The organism is Citrobacter sp. Cpo015, assembly GCF_030333035.1.
Taxonomy (GTDB): Bacteria; Pseudomonadota; Gammaproteobacteria; order Enterobacterales; family Enterobacteriaceae; genus Citrobacter; species Citrobacter portucalensis.
Genome location: NZ_JAOWGS010000019.1, coordinates 980704 through 1000941, shown reverse-complemented (window position 1 = coordinate 1000941; position 20238 = coordinate 980704). Strand labels below are relative to the sequence as shown.

Genomic DNA, 20238 nt, shown 5'->3' with positions numbered 1-20238 from the left:
GAGTAAATAGTGTACAGAGTCGTTATGAGGATGAATGCAGATACGGCTCCCCATCAGGAGAGCCGTAAAGGGCGTGATTAACGCATCTCGCGGTCGTCAACGTACTGACGTTTATCCGGCGCTGGCGGGAAGTACTGATACAGCCAGGTTTCGCTGATGGCGTCACCCTGACAACGCAGGAACATACGCATATCTACCGGATCGGTTGAGTCAGAAGTCGGATACCAGTCAAACTGAATGCGATAACCGTCGATAGGCTCCACGTAGAGGATCTCAATCTGTTTCGCTTCACCGCTGGAGAGCGTAATCACCGGTTCAATGCCTTTCGGCGCAGCAGCTTTTAGATCGCCACCAACGAAGTCAACGGCAAAACGACGCGCCCATTTTTCCGGGTAATGCTCGCCCGGTGCCCATCCTTCCGGGAAACCGCCCATGCCTGTCCGGGTCGCCATCACGCGAGCCAGCGGTGAACGCACCGGCGGCTGAGCGCTCCAGTACAGGCGATATTTGAATTCCAGCTCATCGCCGGCTTTGATCTTCTTGTCCGGCTGCCAGAAGCAGACAACGTTATCCAGCGTTTCGCCGGTCGTCGGGATCTCCATCAGACCGATGGTCCCCTTGCCCCACTGGTTGCGCGGTTCGACCCACAGGCTTGGACGCTTGTTATACCAGCCCATGATGTCCTGATAATGGGAGAAGTCGCGATCGAGTTGCAGCAAGCCAAACCCTTTCGGGTTGTTATCGGTATAGGCGTTGAACTGCAGCTTTTGCGGGTTATTCAGCGGACGGCAGATCCACTCGCCATTGCCCCGCCACATCGCCAGACGATCGGAGTCATGGATTTGCGGGTGAATAGTGTCGCACATCCGACGCTCGTTGTTGCCACAGCTGAACATGCTGGTCATCGGCGCAATGCCGAACTGCTTGATGTCTTTGCGCGCATAGATGTGGTTTTGTACATCCATAATCACCTGCGTTTTCTCGCAGTGGATCACGAACTTGAATGCGCCGGTTACGCTTGGACTGTCGAGAAGCGCATACACGGTAAAGGAGGTTGCGCCCGGTTTAACCGTTTCGAACCAGAAAGAGGTGAAATCAGGAAACTCTTCTTTGCTGTCGGTGTAGGTATCTACCGCCAGACCACGGGCCGATAAACCGTACTGATAGGTGTCATCCACGGCGCGGAAATAGCTGGCGCCCAGGAAAGAAACGACATCGCGGCGGGCCAGTTCTGGCGCTTTAAACACGCGGAATCCAGCGAATCCGAGGTCAGTCTGCCCTTCCAATTGTTTGGTATCCACACCCGCGTCGTTGTATTTAAACAGTTCCGGACGGAAGTGAATTTCACGCGCCATATGCGTACTACCATCAACCGAGAACATGCGTACACGACGACGGAAGCCCATTCCCACGTGGAAGAACTGCGCATCAAGCTGACGATTTTCAACATTGTTCCACAGAGACTGCTCTGCGTCATATTGAATGCTGTTGTAGGCCTGCGGCGTCAGTTTCGCCAGCGTGTCCGGTAACGCGCGTGGTGCGCCGCCCCAGGGTTTCTGTGCTAAGTCATGGGCCATCGATTGCAGAACGGAAAAATCAAAACGTACGGTTTTTCCGTCTGCAATGTCAGACTCTGCCGCAAAGGCGGCGCGGGAAAAGAGTGATGCAATACCACTGGTTCCGCACACGGCGGCCATTGCCATTGAACCTTTAATAAATCGTCTGCGATTCATGCCTGAAAGTGAGTCCTTCTGGTCGTGTAAATGGTCCCGCGCCGGTCAAAATCTGCGGCATGAGAGTGCACATTTCTGACCGCTCACTCTAGACAAAATTCATTAATAATCCAATTGTTGGTCGCCGATTATCTGTACAAAATCGAAAATATTTTATGTCGATGGGAACAGACCGAATCCCATGTAAATTCCATTAAAGTAAACCACACCGACGTTTACTTCGTTCTTGAGCCTCCTGATACAGCGCAAACTCATCATAAACCGCGCAACCCAGCGCCTGTTCAAACGCGTCGCGGCTGGAATTTCCGTGACTGCGAGCTTGTGTTTCATTACCCAAATTGGACTGGAAAATTCCTGCGGCGCTCACCGGTAAAAAATCTTCGTAGGTGATGGGTTGCGCAACCAGCCAGCCCCGTTCAATGAGCGGCTGCGGCTCGTCATCAGGGCGAATCGCCTGCCGATGCGCTTCACCCGATGGTGTCAGACGATAGCGGAACCAGGCTAGCCCCTGCTGGCGCAGCAGGAATTCGCTATCCGGGAAGGCTTTAAACACCTCCTGAAGATGTAGCTGGTGCGTCAGATTGTCTTTCCCCGTTCCCGCTTTATTCAGCAATTCGTCGTACAACGCCCTACCTTTCGGCGTCAGGGCCACGCCGCGCTGTTCGATCTCACCAAAACGTGCCGTGTGAGTGCCGCGCATTTCACCGGCAAACAACACCGGTTCTTCCAGCGCTTTGAAACTGGTCTGACGCAATAAAATGGGCACCTCGCGGCGCGGCGGCCCTTCAATCAGTATTTTCGGTTCAATGCCGCATTCCGGCATCATCGACTGCACCCGGTCAATATCCAGCGTTCGCGGTGTCAGATGGTTGATATGACAACCGGGGAAGCACACCACATCGGCAATCAGCCGGTGTTCGTTGTGTAATGCGTGATAGGTCTCTTCATCGACCGTGGCGTGCTGATGCCAGCGGAATGTTTCCAGCGCTTCATGCACAAATTCTTGCGCCTGTTCAGATGTAAAACTGCCCTGCGCATCAAATTCATCCAGTAGTTCGTGGCAACGGCGAGTGAAAATATCGCGTTTCGCGAGGATCTCAGCGGCTTTTTGCCGCAGCGCGGCGTTTTCGATTAGTTCGAGCCGTAATAACGAGGTGAATACCCTAAACGGGTTGCGCGATAGCGAGGCATCGTCGATGGGACGAAAGGCTGTAGAATGTACGGGGACGCCCGCCTGGGAGAGATCGTAATAACTCACCGGATACATGCCCATAACGGCAAACATCCGGCGCAGCGTAGAAAGCTCCTGCGCGGTACCCACTCGAATGGCGCCATGACGCTCAACGTTTAGCCGGGCCAGTTCATCCGCATTCGCCAGTTTTTCATGCAGCGTCGGATTATTTTCCAGTACCGCCAGATTCACATCAGCGACAAGTTCCAGCAACGTGCCGTACTGCGGGACTTCCTGCTGGTACATTGCTGACATTGCCTGCGAAAATTGTTCCCGAATCTCATCTGCCGTGATGGTGTTCGCCATAATGTCATGCCTCCAGTGAATATTACCTGGAGTGTAGAAAACGCCGCTGACTCCGGTGGGAAGAATTTACAAAGTGTGACACCGCGTAAACTTCCCACCCATACAAACGATGAACAGTACCTACTGGCGTGGTTTCAAATGACTTTCCAGCCAGGGCAGCATCTGTTTTTTACGGCTAAGCATACCTTCTACCTTGCAAGGCTGCGGGATGTCTGAAAGTTCTGATCCAGCAAACCATAAGCTGGTATCACCCAGATTGATGTCAGTGAGCATCAGCACGACTAACGCAGCGTTCTTTTCTTCTGCATAGCGCGCCACTTCCTGACGGAGATCGTCCAGCACCGCATCCACCTGTTGCAGCGCATACAGTTCGAGCTGCGCTACACAGACTGAATGTCCATGGATGGTGAAGGTTTTAATGTCTTTCTGCAAAAGTTCCCGGGCGCTCATCCCTTCCACACTTGTTTTAGCTGACAGCAGGTCGCGACTGAAAGCGTCAAGATCCACTCCGGTTTTTTGGGCCAGCGCATCAACCGCCAGGCGATCGTCAGTGGTCGTCGTTGGTGAACGAAGCGTGACAGTGTCACTCAATACGGCGCCGAGCAGTAAAACAGCCTCAGCGGAAGATAACTGGTTGCGTTCACCTTCCTTCATCAGGTGCCACAGCAGGGTTGCGCTACTGCCGACAGGCTTCACCCACACTTCCGGTGGCAGACGGGTGACTAACCCACCAAGTCGGTGATGATCGATAATTCCCACCACGTTACTTTCTGTTAACGATTCCGGTCCCTGGGCCGGCTCGGTGAAATCGACCAGCCAGACATCACGATCGGTCAGTTCAAACGTCAACCGTTCAGGCATCGTCAGCCCCGCCTGCTCAAAGATAAACTGCGTTTCGCGGTTAGGCTCGCCCAAACGCCATGCCGTCGCCTGCTGGCCACGTAAACTAAGCCAACGCGCCGTCATTGCGGCGGTGCAGATGGCATCGCTATCGGGATTAAGGTGCCCTATTACATGTATCATTCATCAGTGCCTTGTGAAGAGAAATCGTTCAAAAGTAAACAATCACCAAAGTATAACGACTGGGCACACTCCCTTCCATGATCCCACCACCCAGCAATGCTGTACAAAACATAAGCAAAATAAATCAGTTGTAAGTAAAACATGATAAATGTTAATAATATTTTGCTATCAAGTTATCAAAAACAAACAACTTTACTTGTCACCGATACGGCTCTGTTTTTAACATCGCTTATGGAAAAAAATGTTCTGTTCAATCAGCGCATTCGCTTGCGCCACCTTCATACTTTTGTCGCCGTTGCACAGCAGGGAACGTTGGGGCGCGCGGCTGAGACCCTTAACCTGAGCCAACCGGCTCTCTCCAAAACGCTAAATGAACTGGAGCAACTGACCGGTACCCGGCTCTTTGAGCGTGGCCGCCTTGGCGCGCAGTTAACGCTGCCCGGAGAACAGTTTCTTACCCACGCGGTAAGAGTGCTGGATGCGCTCAACACCGCCGGACAAGCGTTAAATCAGCGCGAAGAGTCGCAGACTGATGTCGTACGGATCGGGGCCTTACCCACCGCGGCACTGGGCATTCTGCCTGCGGTAATTGGTCCTTTCCACAAGCAGCAAATGGAGACCACGCTACAGGTCGCCACCATGAGCAATCCGATGATTCTGGCAGGTTTAAAATCCGGGGAAATCGACCTTGGCATTGGTCGCATGGCCGATCCGGAATTGATGGTCGGTCTGAATTATGAATTGTTGTTTCTGGAATCACTTAAACTGGTCGTGCGCCCTAACCATCCGCTGTTGCAGGAAACCATCACGTTAAGTCGGGTAATGGAGTGGCCGGTGGTGGTTTCGCCAAAAGGAACCGCGCCTCGCCAGCACGCAGAAGCATTGTTGCAAAGTCAGGGTTGTAAAATGCCGACAGGCTGCATTGAAACGCTGTCAGCATCGCTTTCCCGCCAGCTGACGGTTGATTACGACTATGTGTGGTTTGTCCCTTCAGGTGCGGTTAGAGAGGATTTACGCCAGGCGACGCTGGTGTCGTTGCCGATACCTACCCACGGTGCGGGTGAACCCATCGGTATTCTTACCCGTGTCGATGTGCAACTCTCTCAGGCCGCGCAGATCCTTATCGCCGCAATACGCAAAACCGTACCGTTTTGATGCCAAATATTAAGGGACCATCAGGTCCCTTAATTTATTGTTAAAACGTTTCTCAGTTATCGCCACTGGCCGTTGCCGTCTGCGGACGCGATTGGTCAGGCGTAGTGGTTACGGGAGGGCGTTTAATTGCACTCGTTCCCGTTAAGCGAAATGTACCTACGGCTTCCGTTAAGCGCGCCGCCTGCTCTTCGAGAGATGCCGCCGCAGCCGATGCTTCTTCAACCAGCGAGGCATTTTGCTGCGTAACCTTATCCATTTCTGATATCGCCTGGCTCACCTGTACGATACCCCGGCTCTGCTCATCAGAAGCCGCCGCAATTTCCAGCATGATATCGGTCACGCGTTTTACCGCGTCGACAATATCCGTCATCGTATTGCCCGCCGCGACGACTTCTCCGGAGCCCTGGTCAATCAGTCGGACCGATTCGCTGATCAATCCTTCAATCTCTTTTGCCGCCTGAGCGCTGCGGCTTGCCAACGTACGGACTTCACTGGCGACCACGGCAAATCCACGCCCCTGCTCTCCTGCCCGCGCCGCCTCAACCGCCGCGTTCAGCGCCAGGATATTGGTCTGGAAAGCAATGCTATTAATCACGGCTGTGATTTCGGAGATTTTCTTCGAACTCGTTGAGATATTACCCATGGTTTTCACCACGCCAGAAACCATCTGACCGCCCCGGCTGGCCTTACCGGAAGCATCTTCCGCCAGTTTGCTTGCGTGATGCGCATTGTCGGCGTTTTGCTTCACCGTGGCGGTCAGCTCTTCCATGCTGGCTGCCGTTTGTTCAATCGCTGCGGCCTGTTGTTCAGTACGTGAAGACAAATCGGTATTACCCGCCGAAATCTCACTGGTACCGCGGTATATTTCTTCCGCACCCTGACGTACCGTACCCACCGTTTTCCCCAACGATCGTTGCATTGTCTGTAGGTGACGGCTCAGACGGCCAATTTCGCTACGCCCGGTCGGTTCATCTTGCATCGTCAGATCGCCCGCGGAAATTTGCTCAATACGCTTGGCCGCGCGTAGCAGAGGGTGAATGACCGTGCGGCGCAGAACAATGAACGTCATTACGGTCAGCGCCAGCGCCAGGACAAATGCGCCCAGCATAAAAGCCATGCCGAGTTGTGTACGCTGATGCGCCTGTTCGCTTAACTGGTTCGCCCTTGCGGTACGGATGTCGATCGCTTTCAACAATACCTTGTTGTAAGCAGTATCCAGCGATCTGGCATGTTCGTTTTCATGGTTGATAATGGCTTCAAACATACCGTTTCTGGCGTACTTCAACATGGGCTGTAAACCGTCGGTATAGGCTTTGAAGCTGGCGCTCAGTTCAGCATCTAGCGCTTCATCAGCAGACGTTTTTACCGCACGCGACATATACGCGTTAAAACCGTCCTGCGATTGCTTAATACGTTTTTCTGCCTCGGCGATATTGGCCTTCATATCATCCATTTCGGCGATACGGCTCGCCGCGCCGGCGTGGATCATGTTGATACGCGCGGTGCGTAAGTGGTTAGAGCTGTTAGATAACCCCATCCTGACCTGAATCTCATCGGTCACGTCGCGCTGATCGCGATCGGCCTGCATAAGAAAATAGCTTGCCAGCCCAGAACTTAGGGCGAACAGCAGGAGAATGCCACCGAGAATGGAGGAAAACAGCGGAACCAGCCGGATTTGATGCAGAAAGCCCAGTTTATGCTGGGCTTGCATCGATGTAGTGTTGTCCATGACCGTCGACTCTCTTGTAGGGTTTATGCGTGAAAACACGCCCGTTAGATAGTCATCGGCAATCCGGGAAGTTTACTTACCGTGAAAAGCGCCGGATTCGTCACACTTTCACAACATAATTCTAAAAAATTCAGGAAAGTGCCAGCGGTTAAATCCGCTGGCCAATGAATCAGTTATCGCCAAAGTGGATAACGGTACGGATGGACTTACCCTGGTGCATTAAATCGAACGCTTCGTTAATCTGCTCCAGCGGTAAACGGTGGGTAATAAAGGGATCCAACTGAATTTTCCCGCTCATTGCTTCTTCAACCATGCCAGGAAGCTGAGTACGCCCTTTCACACCGCCAAACGCGGAACCGCGCCAGACACGCCCGGTAACCAGCTGGAACGGACGAGTTTTGATCTCTTGCCCTGCTCCCGCCACGCCAATGATGATGCTTTCGCCCCATCCTTTATGGCAACATTCCAGTGCCGCGCGCATCACGTTAACGTTGCCGATACATTCAAAGCTAAAATCCACGCCGCCGTCGGTCAGCTCAACGATCACATCCTGAATCGGTTTGTCGTAATCCTTTGGGTTGATGAAATCGGTCGCGCCCATTTCACCTGCCAGCTTAAATTTTTCCGGATTGGTATCAACGGCCAGAATACGCCCGGCTTTCGCCTGCACCGCGCCCTGAATTACCGCCAGACCAATACCGCCCAGACCAAATACGGCTACGGTGTCGCCTTCTTTCACTTTTGCGGTGTTATGGACTGCTCCGATACCGGTGGTCACGCCACAACCCAGCAGACACACTTTGTCCAGCGGGGCCTGCGGGTTAACCTTCGCCAGAGAGATCTCCGCGCAAACGGTGTATTCGCTGAAGGTGCTGGTGCCCATATAGTGATAAATCGGCTCACCGTTATACGAGAAGCGCGTTGTGCCATCCGGCATCAGACCTTTGCCCTGGGTCGCACGTACGGCCTGGCACAAGTTGGTTTTACCCGATTTACAGAACTTACACTCGCCGCACTCTGCGGTGTACAGCGGGATCACATGATCGCCCGGCTTCAGACTGGTAACGCCTTCGCCTACTTCAACCACAATGCCGCCACCTTCATGGCCAAGTACCGCCGGGAATACGCCTTCCGGATCGTCGCCAGAGAGCGTAAAGGCGTCGGTGTGGCACACGCCGGTATGGGTAATTTTAACCAACACTTCACCTTTCTTTGGCGGTGCGACGTCGATTTCGACAATTTTTAACGGTTGGCCGGGGCCGAATGCAACTGCTGCACGTGATTTCATTTGTCTCTTCCCATTATTGCGAGGTGATGATGTTATTTTAGATAAGCACGCAGAAGATGGCCGATTTCAGCCATGCGCACGGCACGCTGGTCTGGCGTTGTTTCTCCGCTGACCAGCTCGTCTTTCAGATGGATCTCAACCATTTCGCCCATCAGGCCATTGGATGCACCGCGCACGGCGGCAATTTGCTGCAGGATTGCCAGACACGGTTCGCCAGATTCCAGTGCACGCTCAAGCGCATCAACTTGACCGCGAATACGGCGTACACGGGTAAGAATGCGTTTCTTGTCTTCAGGTGAATGCGGCATACGCCCTCCGGATACTATAGGGGGGTATACTATCAGATTTGTTATTTCATTGTAAAATATAAGACTTATTTAATATCAGTAGCTTAGATTAAGCTGTTATCGGATATATGCGGACACCCGTTTACTATCGCCTGCACAGGCAAACGGAACCCCGGTTTATATCCACAGCGCTATGTGGGTATGAATGACTGTCGCTAGTTCCCGCTGGCGGCGGTCAACCACCTTCTAATAGTCACTACGCTGCGATGGAGCTGGGTGCTGATTACTGGCAATAAAAAACCGCCCAAGGCCGGCTGATTTTGATGTGTAACGGTTTAGCTAATTGGTTGATGATTAGTGTCTAATATCATTTCCCAAATATTGAAATTCTCTTCAGTACATCTGCCATAAGGTAAAGCTGTCGCCCTGGCTGTACGAAATTACCAATACGATACTCAATCTGTTCACCACCCGATTAGACACAAAAATTTCTTTCATCCGAAGGTTGTGCTGCGCCCCTTTTATTTCACGCTCGCTAATTTAACGACGGACCTTCGTTAACCACTTCGACTCCGCCCCCCCCTTTTTTCATTACCTAAATATATAATTCCATGTTTTATGACTTAATTAACTTCATATTTATTCTTGATGATGATTAACATCACTTAATGATAATTTACAAAAACAATTAAATTTAAAGCGTAATGTTTTACTGTGGGCTTTTTTATTAATACAAGGAAACGTTATGAGCTGGAATAAAGATGCTGCCGTTAATTACGCACGAAATCACGCAGGAAGTGCCAGTCAACATAGATGCGCTCATTTTGTCTCTAATGCCGTGCGCGCTGGCGGCGCTAGACTCATCAATACAAACTATGCAAAAGATATGGCGTTTAACCTACGTGCAGCAGGCTTTCGAGCTGTTTATGGCGCCCCAATGAAAGGCGATGTTGCTGTAATACAACCGATCGCTGGCCATCCGGCGGGACATGCTTGCATTTACGGCGGTGATGGCACCTGGTATTCAGATTATAAACAAAACAGCATGTACCCTGGCAATAATTGGGCATCTGCGGCACCGTCTTATCAATTATTCAGGCACAATTGATATGAAATTATTAATATTTACCAGCCTACTAATCTGCACTTCCGCGTTCGCGACTGTTTCCCCTACTGGCCCAGAGGCAGCAGCATTGAAATTTAATCACTGGTATATTGCACAATTGTTAAAAGAGAAAAATCCTTTAACGGATTACGCTGGACTTAAACCTTACGTCACTACCAGCACGATTGCCGCATTGAAAAAATCTAATGCGGCTGACCCCAATACCGAAGACGTACCGGACTCTGATATGTTTATCAAAGCCCAGGATTATAGTGAAGACTGGCGGCAGATCGAGATTGTGTCGTCAGATTATGATCCCGTGTGTATGCAAGTTTATGTGTCGTTTGGAACGAATAAAGCACATACCGTTATCGACTGTATGGTGCAGGAAGGCGGGGCCTGGAAAGTTCAATCTGTAGCCAGACAGGATATCTTGCCGAACATCAGTCTAAAGTAATCTATGTAAAGCCCGTTAATTCGTATGGGCTTCATTCCCCTTAATTATTTTTTCGTTGCGCTATAAGCTTGCGCAAATCGATACCAAACCGTTTTTTAATACCCCGAAGATAACTTCCTTCAGCCCCTTATAACCGAGCATACCCAACACAAACACGATCTCATTGTGTGTAAATGTGACCTCGCCAACTTGCGGGATAGTGAACGTTACGTTTGGGAGGTGAACTGCTGCAAACATCATGATCACTGCCCCGATCAGGACGTCACCACAACATTCACGGAATTTCCCCCCCCCCCCAATAAAAACTCGAACGATAACGCCCAGGGCAACCAGGATTACTAATTTATGGTTCACCGCAGCAGATTTATCAATACCTCATCACAGGTCTTCGCGAGGGAACGGATACTCTTCAGCATTTCAAGGAGTACGGCAGCAGCGAAACGCAACATCTCAAGTTTGTATTCCTGCCAGGACTAAAAAATTGTGTTTTATCATATTAATTTGAACAACACCCTGATTGGCTTTAACTGTGTCAGATGCACCCAAAGATTATGTAGATTAATAAGACCTGCCTGAGCCAGTATTGCCAGGGTGATCATCAATGTGGACGCGGTAATCACAAGCATCAAACGACTAATATTTTTCTGGATCCTGATCTGCTGCTTTTCCCGTTTGTCTTCAGATTCCCATGAAACAATTGTTGAAATAGCCTTGCCTTGTATATAATATTTTTCATCACTAAATCTGACATCCTCTGTAATTACAAGTGACTGGAGCAGCAGAAAGACCTTCCTCCTGAAATCTTCATTCTTGATATGTTTATACCAAAGCGTCCCGTACAATAGATCAATAACCTCATCACATGTTACTCCAGTGTGAGTTTTCTCTGGCGATTGATGTACATATTCGTTCACCAGCATCTGTAGCAACATTATACGATCAAGTCCACTCAACGCCTTGTTACTGGCGAATGAAGAAAAGAGATTGCTTTTTGCTCTCGTCAGAGCATTTTTTGCATAAGCAATACGTGTAAAATAATTTATTGCAAAAAGAAAAATCGAATCAAACCTTAATGGACCTTGCTTTCTCCAATGAATAATCTCAACATTCATTTTTTCAATATCATTGAGTGGAAGGTTTATTTTCTCCATATAGGCGTGCTGCTCAGCATGCCATTTTTCAAGCACAACATTTTTGCCTCTTAGGCTCACAAGCTGATATTTTTCTTGTTTTACATCCGAAAAATAAACACCATAGTAATTATATACTTGATCATCCACATGATTTTTCAGAGTAAACCGTGGCAGAAAATAACGCCATAATCTACCTTTAGCTCTCGAAACTAAGGATTCTATGAACATAATTACGCTCTAACATCTTTAATTTGTCACAGTTAATGATAGTCCACTGTGCGAATAAAAAAGCCCTCCCCATTCGATAATGTGGAGGGCTTTTGTACACCGATTTAGTACTTATCAGTGATCTCAACAACGACATGGCGATCTGGAGCAAGGCAATTAATCAGCTGCTGTCCGGTCTGCCCATCACAACTGGATCCCGTGACAGAATCACTCGAACCATGTCCTTGTGCAGTAATATTTGCAGCTGGCATGCCTAACGCGACTAATTCATCGGCAACAGCCTGCGCGCGCTGGGCTGACAGTTGCTGGTTATAATCTGCGGCTCCGGTGCGATCGCTATAGCCAATAACAACGGTCGCTTTGTCTTTGGCCGGTTGCAGACCGGGATTTCGGTATAACTGCGCAATCGCCGCTTTCCCTTCTGGGGTTAATGCTGCTGAATCATAACCAAACATCACATCAGATTTTAAGTTAAAACGCTGAGGTTCAGGCGCAGGAGTTGCGGCAACTGCCGGTGCAGGCGTAACCTCCGCGTCGTCATGCTGGCCAAAGCGATATGACAACCCAGCGGTAACGGAACTAACATCACTTGATACGCCAATCTGGTTTTCATTACCCACATTGCTCACCCATTGATATTCCACGCGGCCAGCCCAGTTCTTATTAAAGGCATATTCCGTACCAACAGCCACAACCGGACGCACACCAGTATCAAAGCGGTTATTGCCTTTAATATCTGACTCCGCGCGATATCCCATTGCCCCTGCACGACCGTAGAGATCCCAATCATCAGTCAAACCATAACTTGCTTTCAGCGATAATTGCAGACCCTGGCTTTTCATTTGAGAACCAGAAGAACCATTTTTACCGTTGAATTGCATATTACCTAAATAATCATAGCCGCCTTCAACTGCCAGCCATGGAGTAATCTGGTAGCCTGTAAATACCCCGCCACCGACGTTATCGCTATCAAAACCAACATCACCATATTTATTACCATTGGCCCCCGTTTGCTGGCTTGCGCTGGTATCAAAGTAATGTGACCAACCAAATTTCCCACCAGCATACCAGGTTCCCGCATCCGCTGCGGCAAATGCCGTAGTCGCGGTCAGCGCATTTGCAATAATGAGTGTAATAAGCGTCTTTTTCATAAATTTCCTATTATAGACTTGCCGTTTGTCAGTTAGTTATCTGTTAGTCGGCGCTACAATAAGATTTTTAATGAAGGCTGATAATCGTTTTTTTATTTATTTCTGGACAGTTTTAGAATCGCTCTGGACGCTTATTTACGATAATAATGGCTATCCCACCCGCAGTAAATCGCTATATCTCGTTGTATAACGCGGTGAAAGCATATCTCGCTTCATTGCCCACGGTTGTTGTATACCTTGTCCGGCAAAATAGAGTGTTCCTTTACCCTTTTCAGCATTGAGTGTATCCAGAACGGCCATCAGCTTATCGCTGTTATGCCGTGGGGCGTTGTCATCAAACAGATTCAACTGCGCAACGCCAGAACTAAAAAAATCGCCCAGCATGACCCCTGCTTTTTGATAGCGCAGCCCCTCCCGCCATATTGCGTCCAGGCTACGTGTGGCCGCCCTTATAATTTCCCGACTATCCTGGGTTGGTGTCAGCAGTTTTATCGATGCGCTGTTACCGTAATACGGTTCATTCAGGGAAAATGGGCTGGTTTTGATAAACGTAGAGATAAACCGGCAGAACTGGTGCTCTCTGCGTAATTTTTCCGCAGCACGTGCAGCATAGGTACAAATAGCCTCTCTCATCGCATTGTAATCCGTGAGTTTTTCACCAAACGATCTTGAACAAATGATCTCCTGCTTAACTGGCGCAAACTCTTCCAACGCCAGGCACGGTTCACCGCGCAATTCCCGCACAGTGCGCTCAAGCACGACGTTGAAATGTTTGCGGATAAAGCGAATATCGGTATCCGCCAGGTCGCAGACCGTTTTAATACCCATGGCGTCCAGTTTTTTACTGATACGGCGTCCGACACCCCAGACTTCATCAACCGGGAGCGCAGCCATCAGCTTACGCTGACGCTCAATATTCGAGAGATCCACCACCCCGCCAGTCTGTTCCTGCCACTTTTTGGCAGCATGGTTCGCCAGCTTGGCCAGGGTTTTGGTCTGGGCGATACCGACCCCAACCGTGAGGCGTGTTTTCTGTAAAATGGTTTCTCTGATTTCACGACCAAAATCTGTAAGATCCCTGCAGTTTCGCACGCCAGTTAAATCACAAAAGGCTTCATCGATACTGTACATTTCCACGCGCGGAGACAGCTCCTCCAGAATCGACATTACCCTGCTGCTCATATCCGCATACAGCTCGTAGTTCGAACTAAAGCAGAACACGCCGCAGCGCCTGAACAGATCTTTCTGTTTGAAGTATGGTGCTCCCATATTGACGCCAAGCGCCTTCGCTTCCGCGCTGCTGGCAATGACGCAGCCATCATTATTTGAAAGAACAACAATGGGTTTACCTTTCAGGTCCGGTCGGAATGCCAATTCACAACTGGCATAAAACGAATTAACATCCACCAGCGCAAACATGATCAGCCCGCGGATTTAATGATAAATGTCACCACGCCAAATATATCCAGCGTGTCCTCGCTGCCGATCATGATCGGCGCGTAGGCGCTGTTCTCTGGCTTCAACATCACCACCGGATGCAATTGCAGGCGCTTAACGGTGAATTCGCCTTCAATAGCAGCAATCACAATGTCTCCGTGGGCCGCTTTTCTGGCACTGTCGACTACCAACAAGTCGCCAGCACCGATCCCTGCCCCCATCATGGAGTCGCCAGACGATTTTACAAAATAGGTTGCGCTGGGATGCTGCACCAACAGGTCGTTAAGATCGATACGTTTCTCAACGTAATCCTGCGCCGGAGAAGGAAAACCGCAGGGCACGAGATCGCTAAATAGCGGGAAGTGTTTGATTTCGGGATGTTCAACTGGCTGGAAAAACACCATAATAATCTGCCTCTCATATAACTGTATTTATATACAGTAGTTTTAATGAGGACAGTGATCAAGTGACAGACGTGGCGAACTGAGCGTTGTTTAATCATCTTGCCGGTAAGCGTTTATGCTATCTGGAAAAATAATTTTCGGTTTTATTCCACAGAAGAAAGTACAAATTTTCGCGACATGTACTCAGCCGGAATGATAACGACTACGGCGCCCTGAAAGCGCGTATAGTGGCGTACTAAAATCATTAAAACGGATACATTATGACCACCGCAGGGAAAAGTCATCCGCTGGCCATTGGCGGCCTCATCACCTTAACGCTCATCTGGAGCTACAGCTGGATCGCGATGAAACAGGTCACGCACTACATCGGCGCGTTCGACTTCACCGCACTACGCTGTTCTTTTGGCGCATTATTGTTATTCATCGTTCTGTTACTGCGTGGCCGAGGAATGCGCCCGACACCTTTCGGCTATACGTTAGCGATCGCCTTACTACAAACATGCGGCATGGTTGGATTATCACAATGGGCGCTAGTCAGCGGCGGCGCAGGTAAAGTAGCCATACTGAGTTATACCATGCCATTCTGGGTGGTGATTATGACCGCCATTTTCCTCGGTGAACGCATGCGGCGTTTACAGTATTTCGCCATTGCCGTGGCAGCTGCGGGATTATTGCTGGTTTTACAGCCATGGCAACTGAACTTTGCCTCAATGCAGAGCGCGCTACTGGCGATCCTTTCTGGGATCAGTTGGGGGGCCAGCGCGATTGTCGCAAAGCGAATGTATACCCGCCATCCGAATATCGATCTGTTAGCGCTGACCGCATGGCAGATGCTGTATGCCGCGCTGGTGATGAGCCTGGTGGCCTGGCTGGTTCCACATCGAGATCCAGACTGGCAACCTGTCGTTTTCTGGGCATTAGCTTATAGCGCCGTGCTGGCGACGGCGCTGGCATGGAGTTTATGGCTGTTTGTGTTGCGTAACTTACCAGCCAGTATTGCCAGCTTAAGTACGCTGGCGGTACCTGTCTGTGGCGTTCTGTTTTCCTGGTGGTTGCTGGGTGAAGAGCCTGGCGTTGTTGAAGGTTGCGGTATTGTGCTGATTGTTGTTGCGCTGGCTATCGTCAGCCTGAAAAAACGCGTCTCCCAGGTTCAAAGCGTACGAAAAGCACCATCCTGCGAAAATTAATCGGCTAAAAAAATGCCCCGCATTTGCGGGGCGTTACCTCAGGAGCGTTTACGCGGCATCATGCGCAATAGCGTATTATCCTTCCAGAAATAGTGATGCATCAGGGCGGCAACGGCATGCAGACCAATAACAAAATAACCCAGGTTTGCCAGCGTCACGTGCCAGGACTTCAGCATATCCACTAAATCAAAGTTAGCCTCTGCCGCATGCGGCATAACGATGCCGAATGCAATCCACGGATTACCCCGGTTGTACATCATCACCAGCCCAATAATAGGCAGCACAATAAACAACAGATAGATAACCAGATGCCCCAGATGCGCCATGCCGGTCATCATTGGCTTTGGTTTTGGCACAATCGGCGGTGCCGGATATTTCAGCCTGACCAGCAGACGCGCCACCATCAGCGTTAATATCGTGATACCACAGGATACGTGCACCATGTTGAATAAGGGACGATAGCTGCGCGGGAAAAATCCGCGAAACTCCATGGCGCTATAGGCCACAATAACTAACAAAAAGACCAGCCAGTGAATACCGATTTGCAGGCCAGAATACTTATTCCCCATAACACTTCCTGAATAAAAACAATAATGCGTCAACATAACGGGCTTTTGTTAAAAATTCATTAACTTTTGTTCACCCATTTTCAGTCGCTTACGCTTAACCGCAAGAACCGCTATTGCCGAGGATGCCTGTCTGGACTAAGCCTGGTAAGGAAAATATGTCGTACCGCCTCATCCTGACAGGAGAAAACCATGAGTAAAATTGGCATTAACGGTTTTGGTCGTATCGGTCGTCTGGTATTGCGTCGGCTACTGGAAGTCAAAAGCAACGTGGAGGTTGTGGCCATAAATGACCTCACCTCGCCCAAAATTCTCGCCTATCTGTTAAAGCACGATTCAAACTACGGCCCGTTTCCCTGGAGCATCGACTTTACCGAAGACGCGCTGATTGTCGACGGTAAAAAAATCGCGGTTTACGCAGAAAAAGAGGCCAAAAATATTCCGTGGAAAACCACTGGCGCTGAGATAATCATCGAATGCACCGGTTTTTATACCTCGACAGAAAAAGCCAACGCGCACCTGGATGCAGGGGCCAAAAAAGTGCTGATATCCGCCCCGGCTGGCGACATGAAGACCATTGTCTTTAACGTCAACGACGACACAATGGATGCGAACGATCGGATTATCTCGGTCGCATCGTGCACCACCAACTGCCTGGCACCGATGGCGAAAGCGCTGCACGATAGCTTCGGTATTCAGCTTGGCACTATGACCACCATCCACGCCTACACGGGAACGCAGTCGCTGGTTGATGGTCCACGCGGGAAAGATCTGCGCGCCTCGCGGGCAGCAGCAGAGAACATCATTCCCCATACCACTGGTGCCGCCAAGGCCATTGGTCTGGTTATTCCGGCGTTGAGCGGAAAATTAAAAGGCCATGCCCAGCGTGTTCCGGTGAAAACAGGATCTGTCACGGAACTGGTATCGATATTGGGGAAAAAAGTCACTGCTGAAGAGGTCAACAACGCGCTGAAAAAAGCCACGCAAAATAATGAGTCGTTTGGTTATACCGACGAGGAAATCGTCTCGTCAGATGTCATTGGTTCGCATTTCGGTTCGGTATTTGATGCAACACAAACCGAGATTACCGAAGTTGGCGATCTGCAACTGGTAAAAACCGTCGCCTGGTACGATAACGAATACGGTTTTGTCACCCAGCTTATTCGTACGCTGGATAAATTTATCAAGCTCTAATGTTCTGGCGGAGGCCTGCCTCCGCCCTCTTTCATTTCCCGCGAATTCAATACGTTGTGAGTCTCTCCCCGTTTTCGATTCACTGACTGTGCTATAGCTAACCTTTGCCACTGAGGGAGCATAGTAATGGAAGCACTGAGTCGTGAAACGTTAGAAAACATGATGGAGCAAGCCGTTGCCCACGCAACCACCGTCTCATTCTGGCCGCAGAGTGAAGCCCCCGGAGCAAAAAACAGCGATGCGGTGTTTACGCCTGAACCCCGACATACAGGAACATCTCAGTATGATCGTGCTGTCACCGGTATTCGCGCCCCGGAAATTACCGTTTATGCCCCCGAAAAACCTAACGGCGTAGGGATCCTTGTTACACCGGGAGGTTCTTACCGTCGCGTGGTGATGGATAAAGAAGGCAGCGTACTGGCACCATTCTTTAACGCCCGCGGTTATACCCTGTTTGTGATGACCTACCGCATGCCGGGTGATGGCCATGAGGAAGGTGCAAACGCGCCGCTGGCCGATGCCCAGCGCGCCATGCGCTACATTCGCGCCAACGCCCATGAATGGAAAATTAACCCTGATCGTATCGGTGTGTTGGGCTTCTCTTCCGGTGGTCACGTAGCCGCCAGTCTGGGAACCCGGTTTGCCGAACCGGTTTATACACCGATTGATAGCATAGACGAGCAACCAACGCGTCCTGCGTTCATGGCGTTGGTCTACCCGGTGATTACTCTGCGTGAAGACATCGGCCACCCGGGCTCTCGTCTTGAGCTGGTTGGCGCTACGCCCGAAAAGGAAGATCTGCGCCACTATTCTCTGGAAGAGCGAGTGGATAACACGACACCGCCGACATTCCTGCTACACGCCATCGACGATCCTGCGGTGAAAGTAGAAAACAGCCTGGTTTTCTTTAATGCGCTACGTGGGCTGGGCGTTCCGGTCGAAATGCATCTGTTTGAACGCGGTAAGCACGGATTTGGTATTCGCGATGCGCAAGGGTTACCGCTGGCCATCTGGCCGGAAATGATGATGAACTGGATCGCCACCAAAGTGTGAGAATTGCGCCGGGTGGCGTACAGGCTCACCCGGCGAAAAACTTAAGACTGCAAATACACTACCTGTGTTTGCAGGTATTCATTCAGACCGTGTTTACCATCTGCCCCGCCAATCCCGGACTTGCGCCAGCCAGCGTGGAAGCCCTGCATCGCCTCGAAGTTTTCGCGATTAATATAGGTTTCGCCAAACTTCAGCCCCTTAATCGCCTTCATTGCCGTATTCAGATTCTGCGTATAGATCGATGAGGTCAGTCCGTAGTCGCTGTCATTGGCCATTGTCAGCGCCTGTTCCAGCGTATCAAATGCCACCACCGGCAGCACCGGACCAAACGTCTCCTCGTGCATAATCGCCATATCCTGGCGCACGTCTAACAGTAACGTCGGCGGATAGTAATAACCTTTACCGGCAACGGCTTTACCACCCAGCACCACACGGGCGCCTTCCTGCACCGCTCGCTCGACTTTTTGCTCTACACGCGCCAGCGCAGCGGCATTAATCAGCGGCCCCATCGCAATGTCATTGCGTTCGGCCGGATTGCCAAACTGCACGGCTTTCATCGCCTCACCCAGACGATTAACGAACTGGTCATAGATACCTTTCTGAACGTATACACGCTCGGCACAGTTGCATACCTGTCCGGTATTGATCACCCGCGAGTCAACAATAGCCTTCACCGCCAGCTCAAGGTCAGCATCGTCCATCACGATAGCCGGGGCCTTGCCACCCAACTCCAGACAAACTTTGGTGATGTTTTTGGCCGCTGCGGCCATAATTTTCTCACCCGCACCGACGCTACCGGTCATGCTCACCATGGCGACCTTCGGGTTTCCGGCCAGCTCCTGCCCGACCGTTTCACCGCGTCCCAGCACCAGGTTAAAGACCCCGCGCGGTAAACCAATGTCATCAACAATTTTGGCAAAGGCGATGGCGTTATTCGGTGTGAATTCACTCGGCTTAACGACGATGGTATTTCCCGTCAGCAAGGCGGGAGCCAGTTTGCGGGCAATCAGGAAAAACGGGAAGTTCCACGGCAGAATGCCCGTCGTCACGCCCAGTGCACGCTTAAACAGCAGGATATTCTCACCCGGACGATCGCTTTGCAGGATCTCGCCTTCATAGCGACGCGCCCACTCCGCCATGTAATCAATATAGTCGGCGGTAAACGCGACTTCTACGTCAGCCAGTTGTTGAATTTTTCCACCTTCCGCCACAATCAACGCGCTGATTTCATCGGCTCGCTGGCGGATACCTGCAGAAATTTTGCGTAACCAGTTTGCCCGTTCAATGGCAGGCAACGCTTCCCATTGCGGCTGAGCGCGATCCGCGGCATCGATCGCTTTACGCGCGTCTTCGGCACGCCCATCGGGAATACGCGAGATAATCTCTTCCGTGGCCGGATTGACGACATCAATCCAGGCGTCATCGTGCCAGGTCACAAACTGCCCATCGATATACATAGGATGTTGTACGGGTACTGACATGCGGCTCTCCTGTGACTGATTTGTTTTTAACAAGTAAAACTATTGTTAATTAATATCAATCATGCATGACGCATTATCGCTGGAGTGGCG

18 protein-coding genes are annotated in these 20238 nt (G+C 50.5%); 6 read left to right on the top strand and 12 right to left on the bottom strand.

Annotation, left to right across the window (positions count from 1 at the left end; genetic code table 11):
- Positions 1-77: 77 nt before the first annotated feature.
- The 3 genes from OGY67_RS04895 to OGY67_RS04885 all read right to left on the bottom strand — a co-directional run bounded on the left by OGY67_RS04895 (position 78) and on the right by OGY67_RS04885 (position 4293).
- Positions 78-1733: a glucan biosynthesis protein D gene (locus tag OGY67_RS04895; RefSeq protein ID WP_286573600.1), complete on the bottom strand. Its 1656-nt coding sequence runs from the start codon at positions 1731-1733 to the stop codon at positions 78-80.
- A 193-nt stretch (positions 1734-1926) separates the two neighbouring features.
- Positions 1927-3270, bottom strand: coding sequence for a 2-oxoadipate dioxygenase/decarboxylase HglS (gene hglS / locus OGY67_RS04890; RefSeq protein WP_130714628.1), 1344 nt, complete (start codon positions 3268-3270; stop codon positions 1927-1929).
- A 120-nt stretch (positions 3271-3390) separates the two neighbouring features.
- Positions 3391-4293: a manganese-dependent inorganic pyrophosphatase gene (locus tag OGY67_RS04885; protein ID WP_286573597.1), complete on the bottom strand. Its 903-nt coding sequence runs from the start codon at positions 4291-4293 to the stop codon at positions 3391-3393.
- Positions 4294-4524: 231 nt separating this feature from the next.
- On the opposite strand from OGY67_RS04885, the gene OGY67_RS04880 reads away from it, so the two are divergent.
- Positions 4525-5448, top strand: coding sequence for a LysR substrate-binding domain-containing protein (locus OGY67_RS04880; RefSeq protein ID WP_234096136.1), 924 nt, complete (start codon positions 4525-4527; stop codon positions 5446-5448).
- A 52-nt stretch (positions 5449-5500) separates the two neighbouring features.
- Here OGY67_RS04880 and OGY67_RS04875 read toward each other — a convergent pair whose 3' ends face one another.
- From OGY67_RS04875 to OGY67_RS04865, 3 genes are all read right to left on the bottom strand, one after another.
- Positions 5501-7177: a methyl-accepting chemotaxis protein gene (locus tag OGY67_RS04875; RefSeq protein ID WP_234096137.1), complete on the bottom strand. Its 1677-nt coding sequence runs from the start codon at positions 7175-7177 to the stop codon at positions 5501-5503.
- A 169-nt stretch (positions 7178-7346) separates the two neighbouring features.
- Positions 7347-8465 (bottom strand): S-(hydroxymethyl)glutathione dehydrogenase/class III alcohol dehydrogenase, encoded by a 1119-nt coding sequence (locus tag OGY67_RS04870; RefSeq protein ID WP_008784862.1) that lies wholly within the window; start codon positions 8463-8465, stop codon positions 7347-7349.
- Between the two features lie 32 nt (positions 8466-8497).
- Positions 8498-8773 carry a metal/formaldehyde-sensitive transcriptional repressor gene (locus tag OGY67_RS04865; RefSeq protein ID WP_003833178.1) on the bottom strand — a complete coding sequence of 92 codons (276 nt, stop codon included), beginning with the start codon at positions 8771-8773 and terminating at the stop codon, positions 8498-8500.
- Positions 8774-9497: 724 nt separating this feature from the next.
- On the opposite strand from OGY67_RS04865, the gene OGY67_RS04860 reads away from it, so the two are divergent.
- Together OGY67_RS04860 and OGY67_RS04855 are read left to right on the top strand one after the other, a co-directional pair.
- A complete protein-coding gene (locus OGY67_RS04860) occupies positions 9498-9860 on the top strand; it encodes a CHAP domain-containing protein (RefSeq protein ID WP_103285263.1) in 363 nt (120 codons plus the stop codon).
- Position 9861: 1 nt separating this feature from the next.
- Positions 9862-10314, top strand: a complete 453-nt coding sequence (locus tag OGY67_RS04855; protein ID WP_060683722.1) for a DUF3828 domain-containing protein — start codon at positions 9862-9864, stop codon at positions 10312-10314.
- Positions 10315-10805: 491 nt separating this feature from the next.
- Here OGY67_RS04855 and OGY67_RS04850 read toward each other — a convergent pair whose 3' ends face one another.
- From OGY67_RS04850 to OGY67_RS04835, 4 genes are all read right to left on the bottom strand, one after another.
- A complete protein-coding gene (locus tag OGY67_RS04850; RefSeq protein ID WP_137377961.1) occupies positions 10806-11594 on the bottom strand; it encodes a hypothetical protein in 789 nt (262 codons plus the stop codon).
- 185 nt (positions 11595-11779) lie between these two features.
- Positions 11780-12826, bottom strand: coding sequence for a porin OmpA (ompA, locus tag OGY67_RS04845; RefSeq protein ID WP_032943541.1), 1047 nt, complete (start codon positions 12824-12826; stop codon positions 11780-11782).
- A 150-nt stretch (positions 12827-12976) separates the two neighbouring features.
- Positions 12977-14245 carry a Y-family DNA polymerase gene (locus OGY67_RS04840; protein ID WP_286573590.1) on the bottom strand — a complete coding sequence of 423 codons (1269 nt, stop codon included), beginning with the start codon at positions 14243-14245 and terminating at the stop codon, positions 12977-12979.
- A 2-nt stretch (positions 14246-14247) separates the two neighbouring features.
- Complete coding sequence (locus OGY67_RS04835) at positions 14248-14667, bottom strand: translesion error-prone DNA polymerase V autoproteolytic subunit (protein ID WP_286573588.1); 420 nt, start codon at positions 14665-14667, stop codon at positions 14248-14250.
- Between the two features lie 260 nt (positions 14668-14927).
- On the opposite strand from OGY67_RS04835, the gene OGY67_RS04830 reads away from it, so the two are divergent.
- Complete coding sequence (locus OGY67_RS04830; protein WP_286573586.1) at positions 14928-15854, top strand: DMT family transporter; 927 nt, start codon at positions 14928-14930, stop codon at positions 15852-15854.
- A 38-nt stretch (positions 15855-15892) separates the two neighbouring features.
- Here the strand turns inward: OGY67_RS04830 and cybB are convergent, their stop codons facing one another.
- Positions 15893-16423, bottom strand: coding sequence for a cytochrome b561 (cybB, locus tag OGY67_RS04825; protein WP_008784870.1), 531 nt, complete (start codon positions 16421-16423; stop codon positions 15893-15895).
- Positions 16424-16612: 189 nt separating this feature from the next.
- On the opposite strand from cybB, the gene gap reads away from it, so the two are divergent.
- Positions 16613-17614, top strand: a complete 1002-nt coding sequence (gene gap / locus OGY67_RS04820) for a type I glyceraldehyde-3-phosphate dehydrogenase (protein ID WP_008784871.1) — start codon at positions 16613-16615, stop codon at positions 17612-17614.
- Positions 17615-17740: 126 nt separating this feature from the next.
- Complete coding sequence (locus OGY67_RS04815; protein ID WP_204192504.1) at positions 17741-18667, top strand: alpha/beta hydrolase; 927 nt, start codon at positions 17741-17743, stop codon at positions 18665-18667.
- A gap of 41 nt (positions 18668-18708) precedes the next feature.
- Here OGY67_RS04815 and aldA read toward each other — a convergent pair whose 3' ends face one another.
- Entirely contained in the window at positions 18709-20148 is a 1440-nt protein-coding gene (aldA, locus tag OGY67_RS04810) for an aldehyde dehydrogenase (protein ID WP_060682156.1), read from the bottom strand.
- Positions 20149-20238 lie beyond the last annotated feature (90 nt).

Excerpts from the sequence above, each read along its gene's own strand:
- OGY67_RS04895 (WP_286573600.1), bottom strand. The coding sequence starts at position 1,733 with ATGAATCGCAGACGATTTATTAAAGGTTCAATGGCAATGGCCGCCGTG.
- OGY67_RS04870 (WP_008784862.1), bottom strand. The coding sequence starts at position 8,465 with ATGAAATCACGTGCAGCAGTTGCATTCGGCCCCGGCCAACCGTTAAAA.
- OGY67_RS04855 (WP_060683722.1), top strand. The coding sequence starts at position 9,862 with ATGAAATTATTAATATTTACCAGCCTACTAATCTGCACTTCCGCGTTC.
- aldA (WP_060682156.1), bottom strand. The coding sequence starts at position 20,148 with ATGTCAGTACCCGTACAACATCCTATGTATATCGATGGGCAGTTTGTG.
- OGY67_RS04830 (WP_286573586.1), top strand. The coding sequence starts at position 14,928 with ATGACCACCGCAGGGAAAAGTCATCCGCTGGCCATTGGCGGCCTCATC.
- hglS (WP_130714628.1), bottom strand. The coding sequence starts at position 3,270 with ATGGCGAACACCATCACGGCAGATGAGATTCGGGAACAATTTTCGCAG.
- gap (WP_008784871.1), top strand. The coding sequence starts at position 16,613 with ATGAGTAAAATTGGCATTAACGGTTTTGGTCGTATCGGTCGTCTGGTA.
- OGY67_RS04880 (WP_234096136.1), top strand. The coding sequence starts at position 4,525 with ATGGAAAAAAATGTTCTGTTCAATCAGCGCATTCGCTTGCGCCACCTT.
- cybB (WP_008784870.1), bottom strand. The coding sequence starts at position 16,423 with ATGGGGAATAAGTATTCTGGCCTGCAAATCGGTATTCACTGGCTGGTC.
- OGY67_RS04840 (WP_286573590.1), bottom strand. The coding sequence starts at position 14,245 with ATGTTTGCGCTGGTGGATGTTAATTCGTTTTATGCCAGTTGTGAATTG.
- ompA (WP_032943541.1), bottom strand. The coding sequence starts at position 12,826 with ATGAAAAAGACGCTTATTACACTCATTATTGCAAATGCGCTGACCGCG.
- OGY67_RS04815 (WP_204192504.1), top strand. The coding sequence starts at position 17,741 with ATGGAAGCACTGAGTCGTGAAACGTTAGAAAACATGATGGAGCAAGCC.
- OGY67_RS04860 (WP_103285263.1), top strand. The coding sequence starts at position 9,498 with ATGAGCTGGAATAAAGATGCTGCCGTTAATTACGCACGAAATCACGCA.
- OGY67_RS04835 (WP_286573588.1), bottom strand. The coding sequence starts at position 14,667 with ATGGTGTTTTTCCAGCCAGTTGAACATCCCGAAATCAAACACTTCCCG.
- OGY67_RS04875 (WP_234096137.1), bottom strand. The coding sequence starts at position 7,177 with ATGGACAACACTACATCGATGCAAGCCCAGCATAAACTGGGCTTTCTG.
- OGY67_RS04865 (WP_003833178.1), bottom strand. The coding sequence starts at position 8,773 with ATGCCGCATTCACCTGAAGACAAGAAACGCATTCTTACCCGTGTACGC.
- OGY67_RS04885 (WP_286573597.1), bottom strand. The coding sequence starts at position 4,293 with ATGATACATGTAATAGGGCACCTTAATCCCGATAGCGATGCCATCTGC.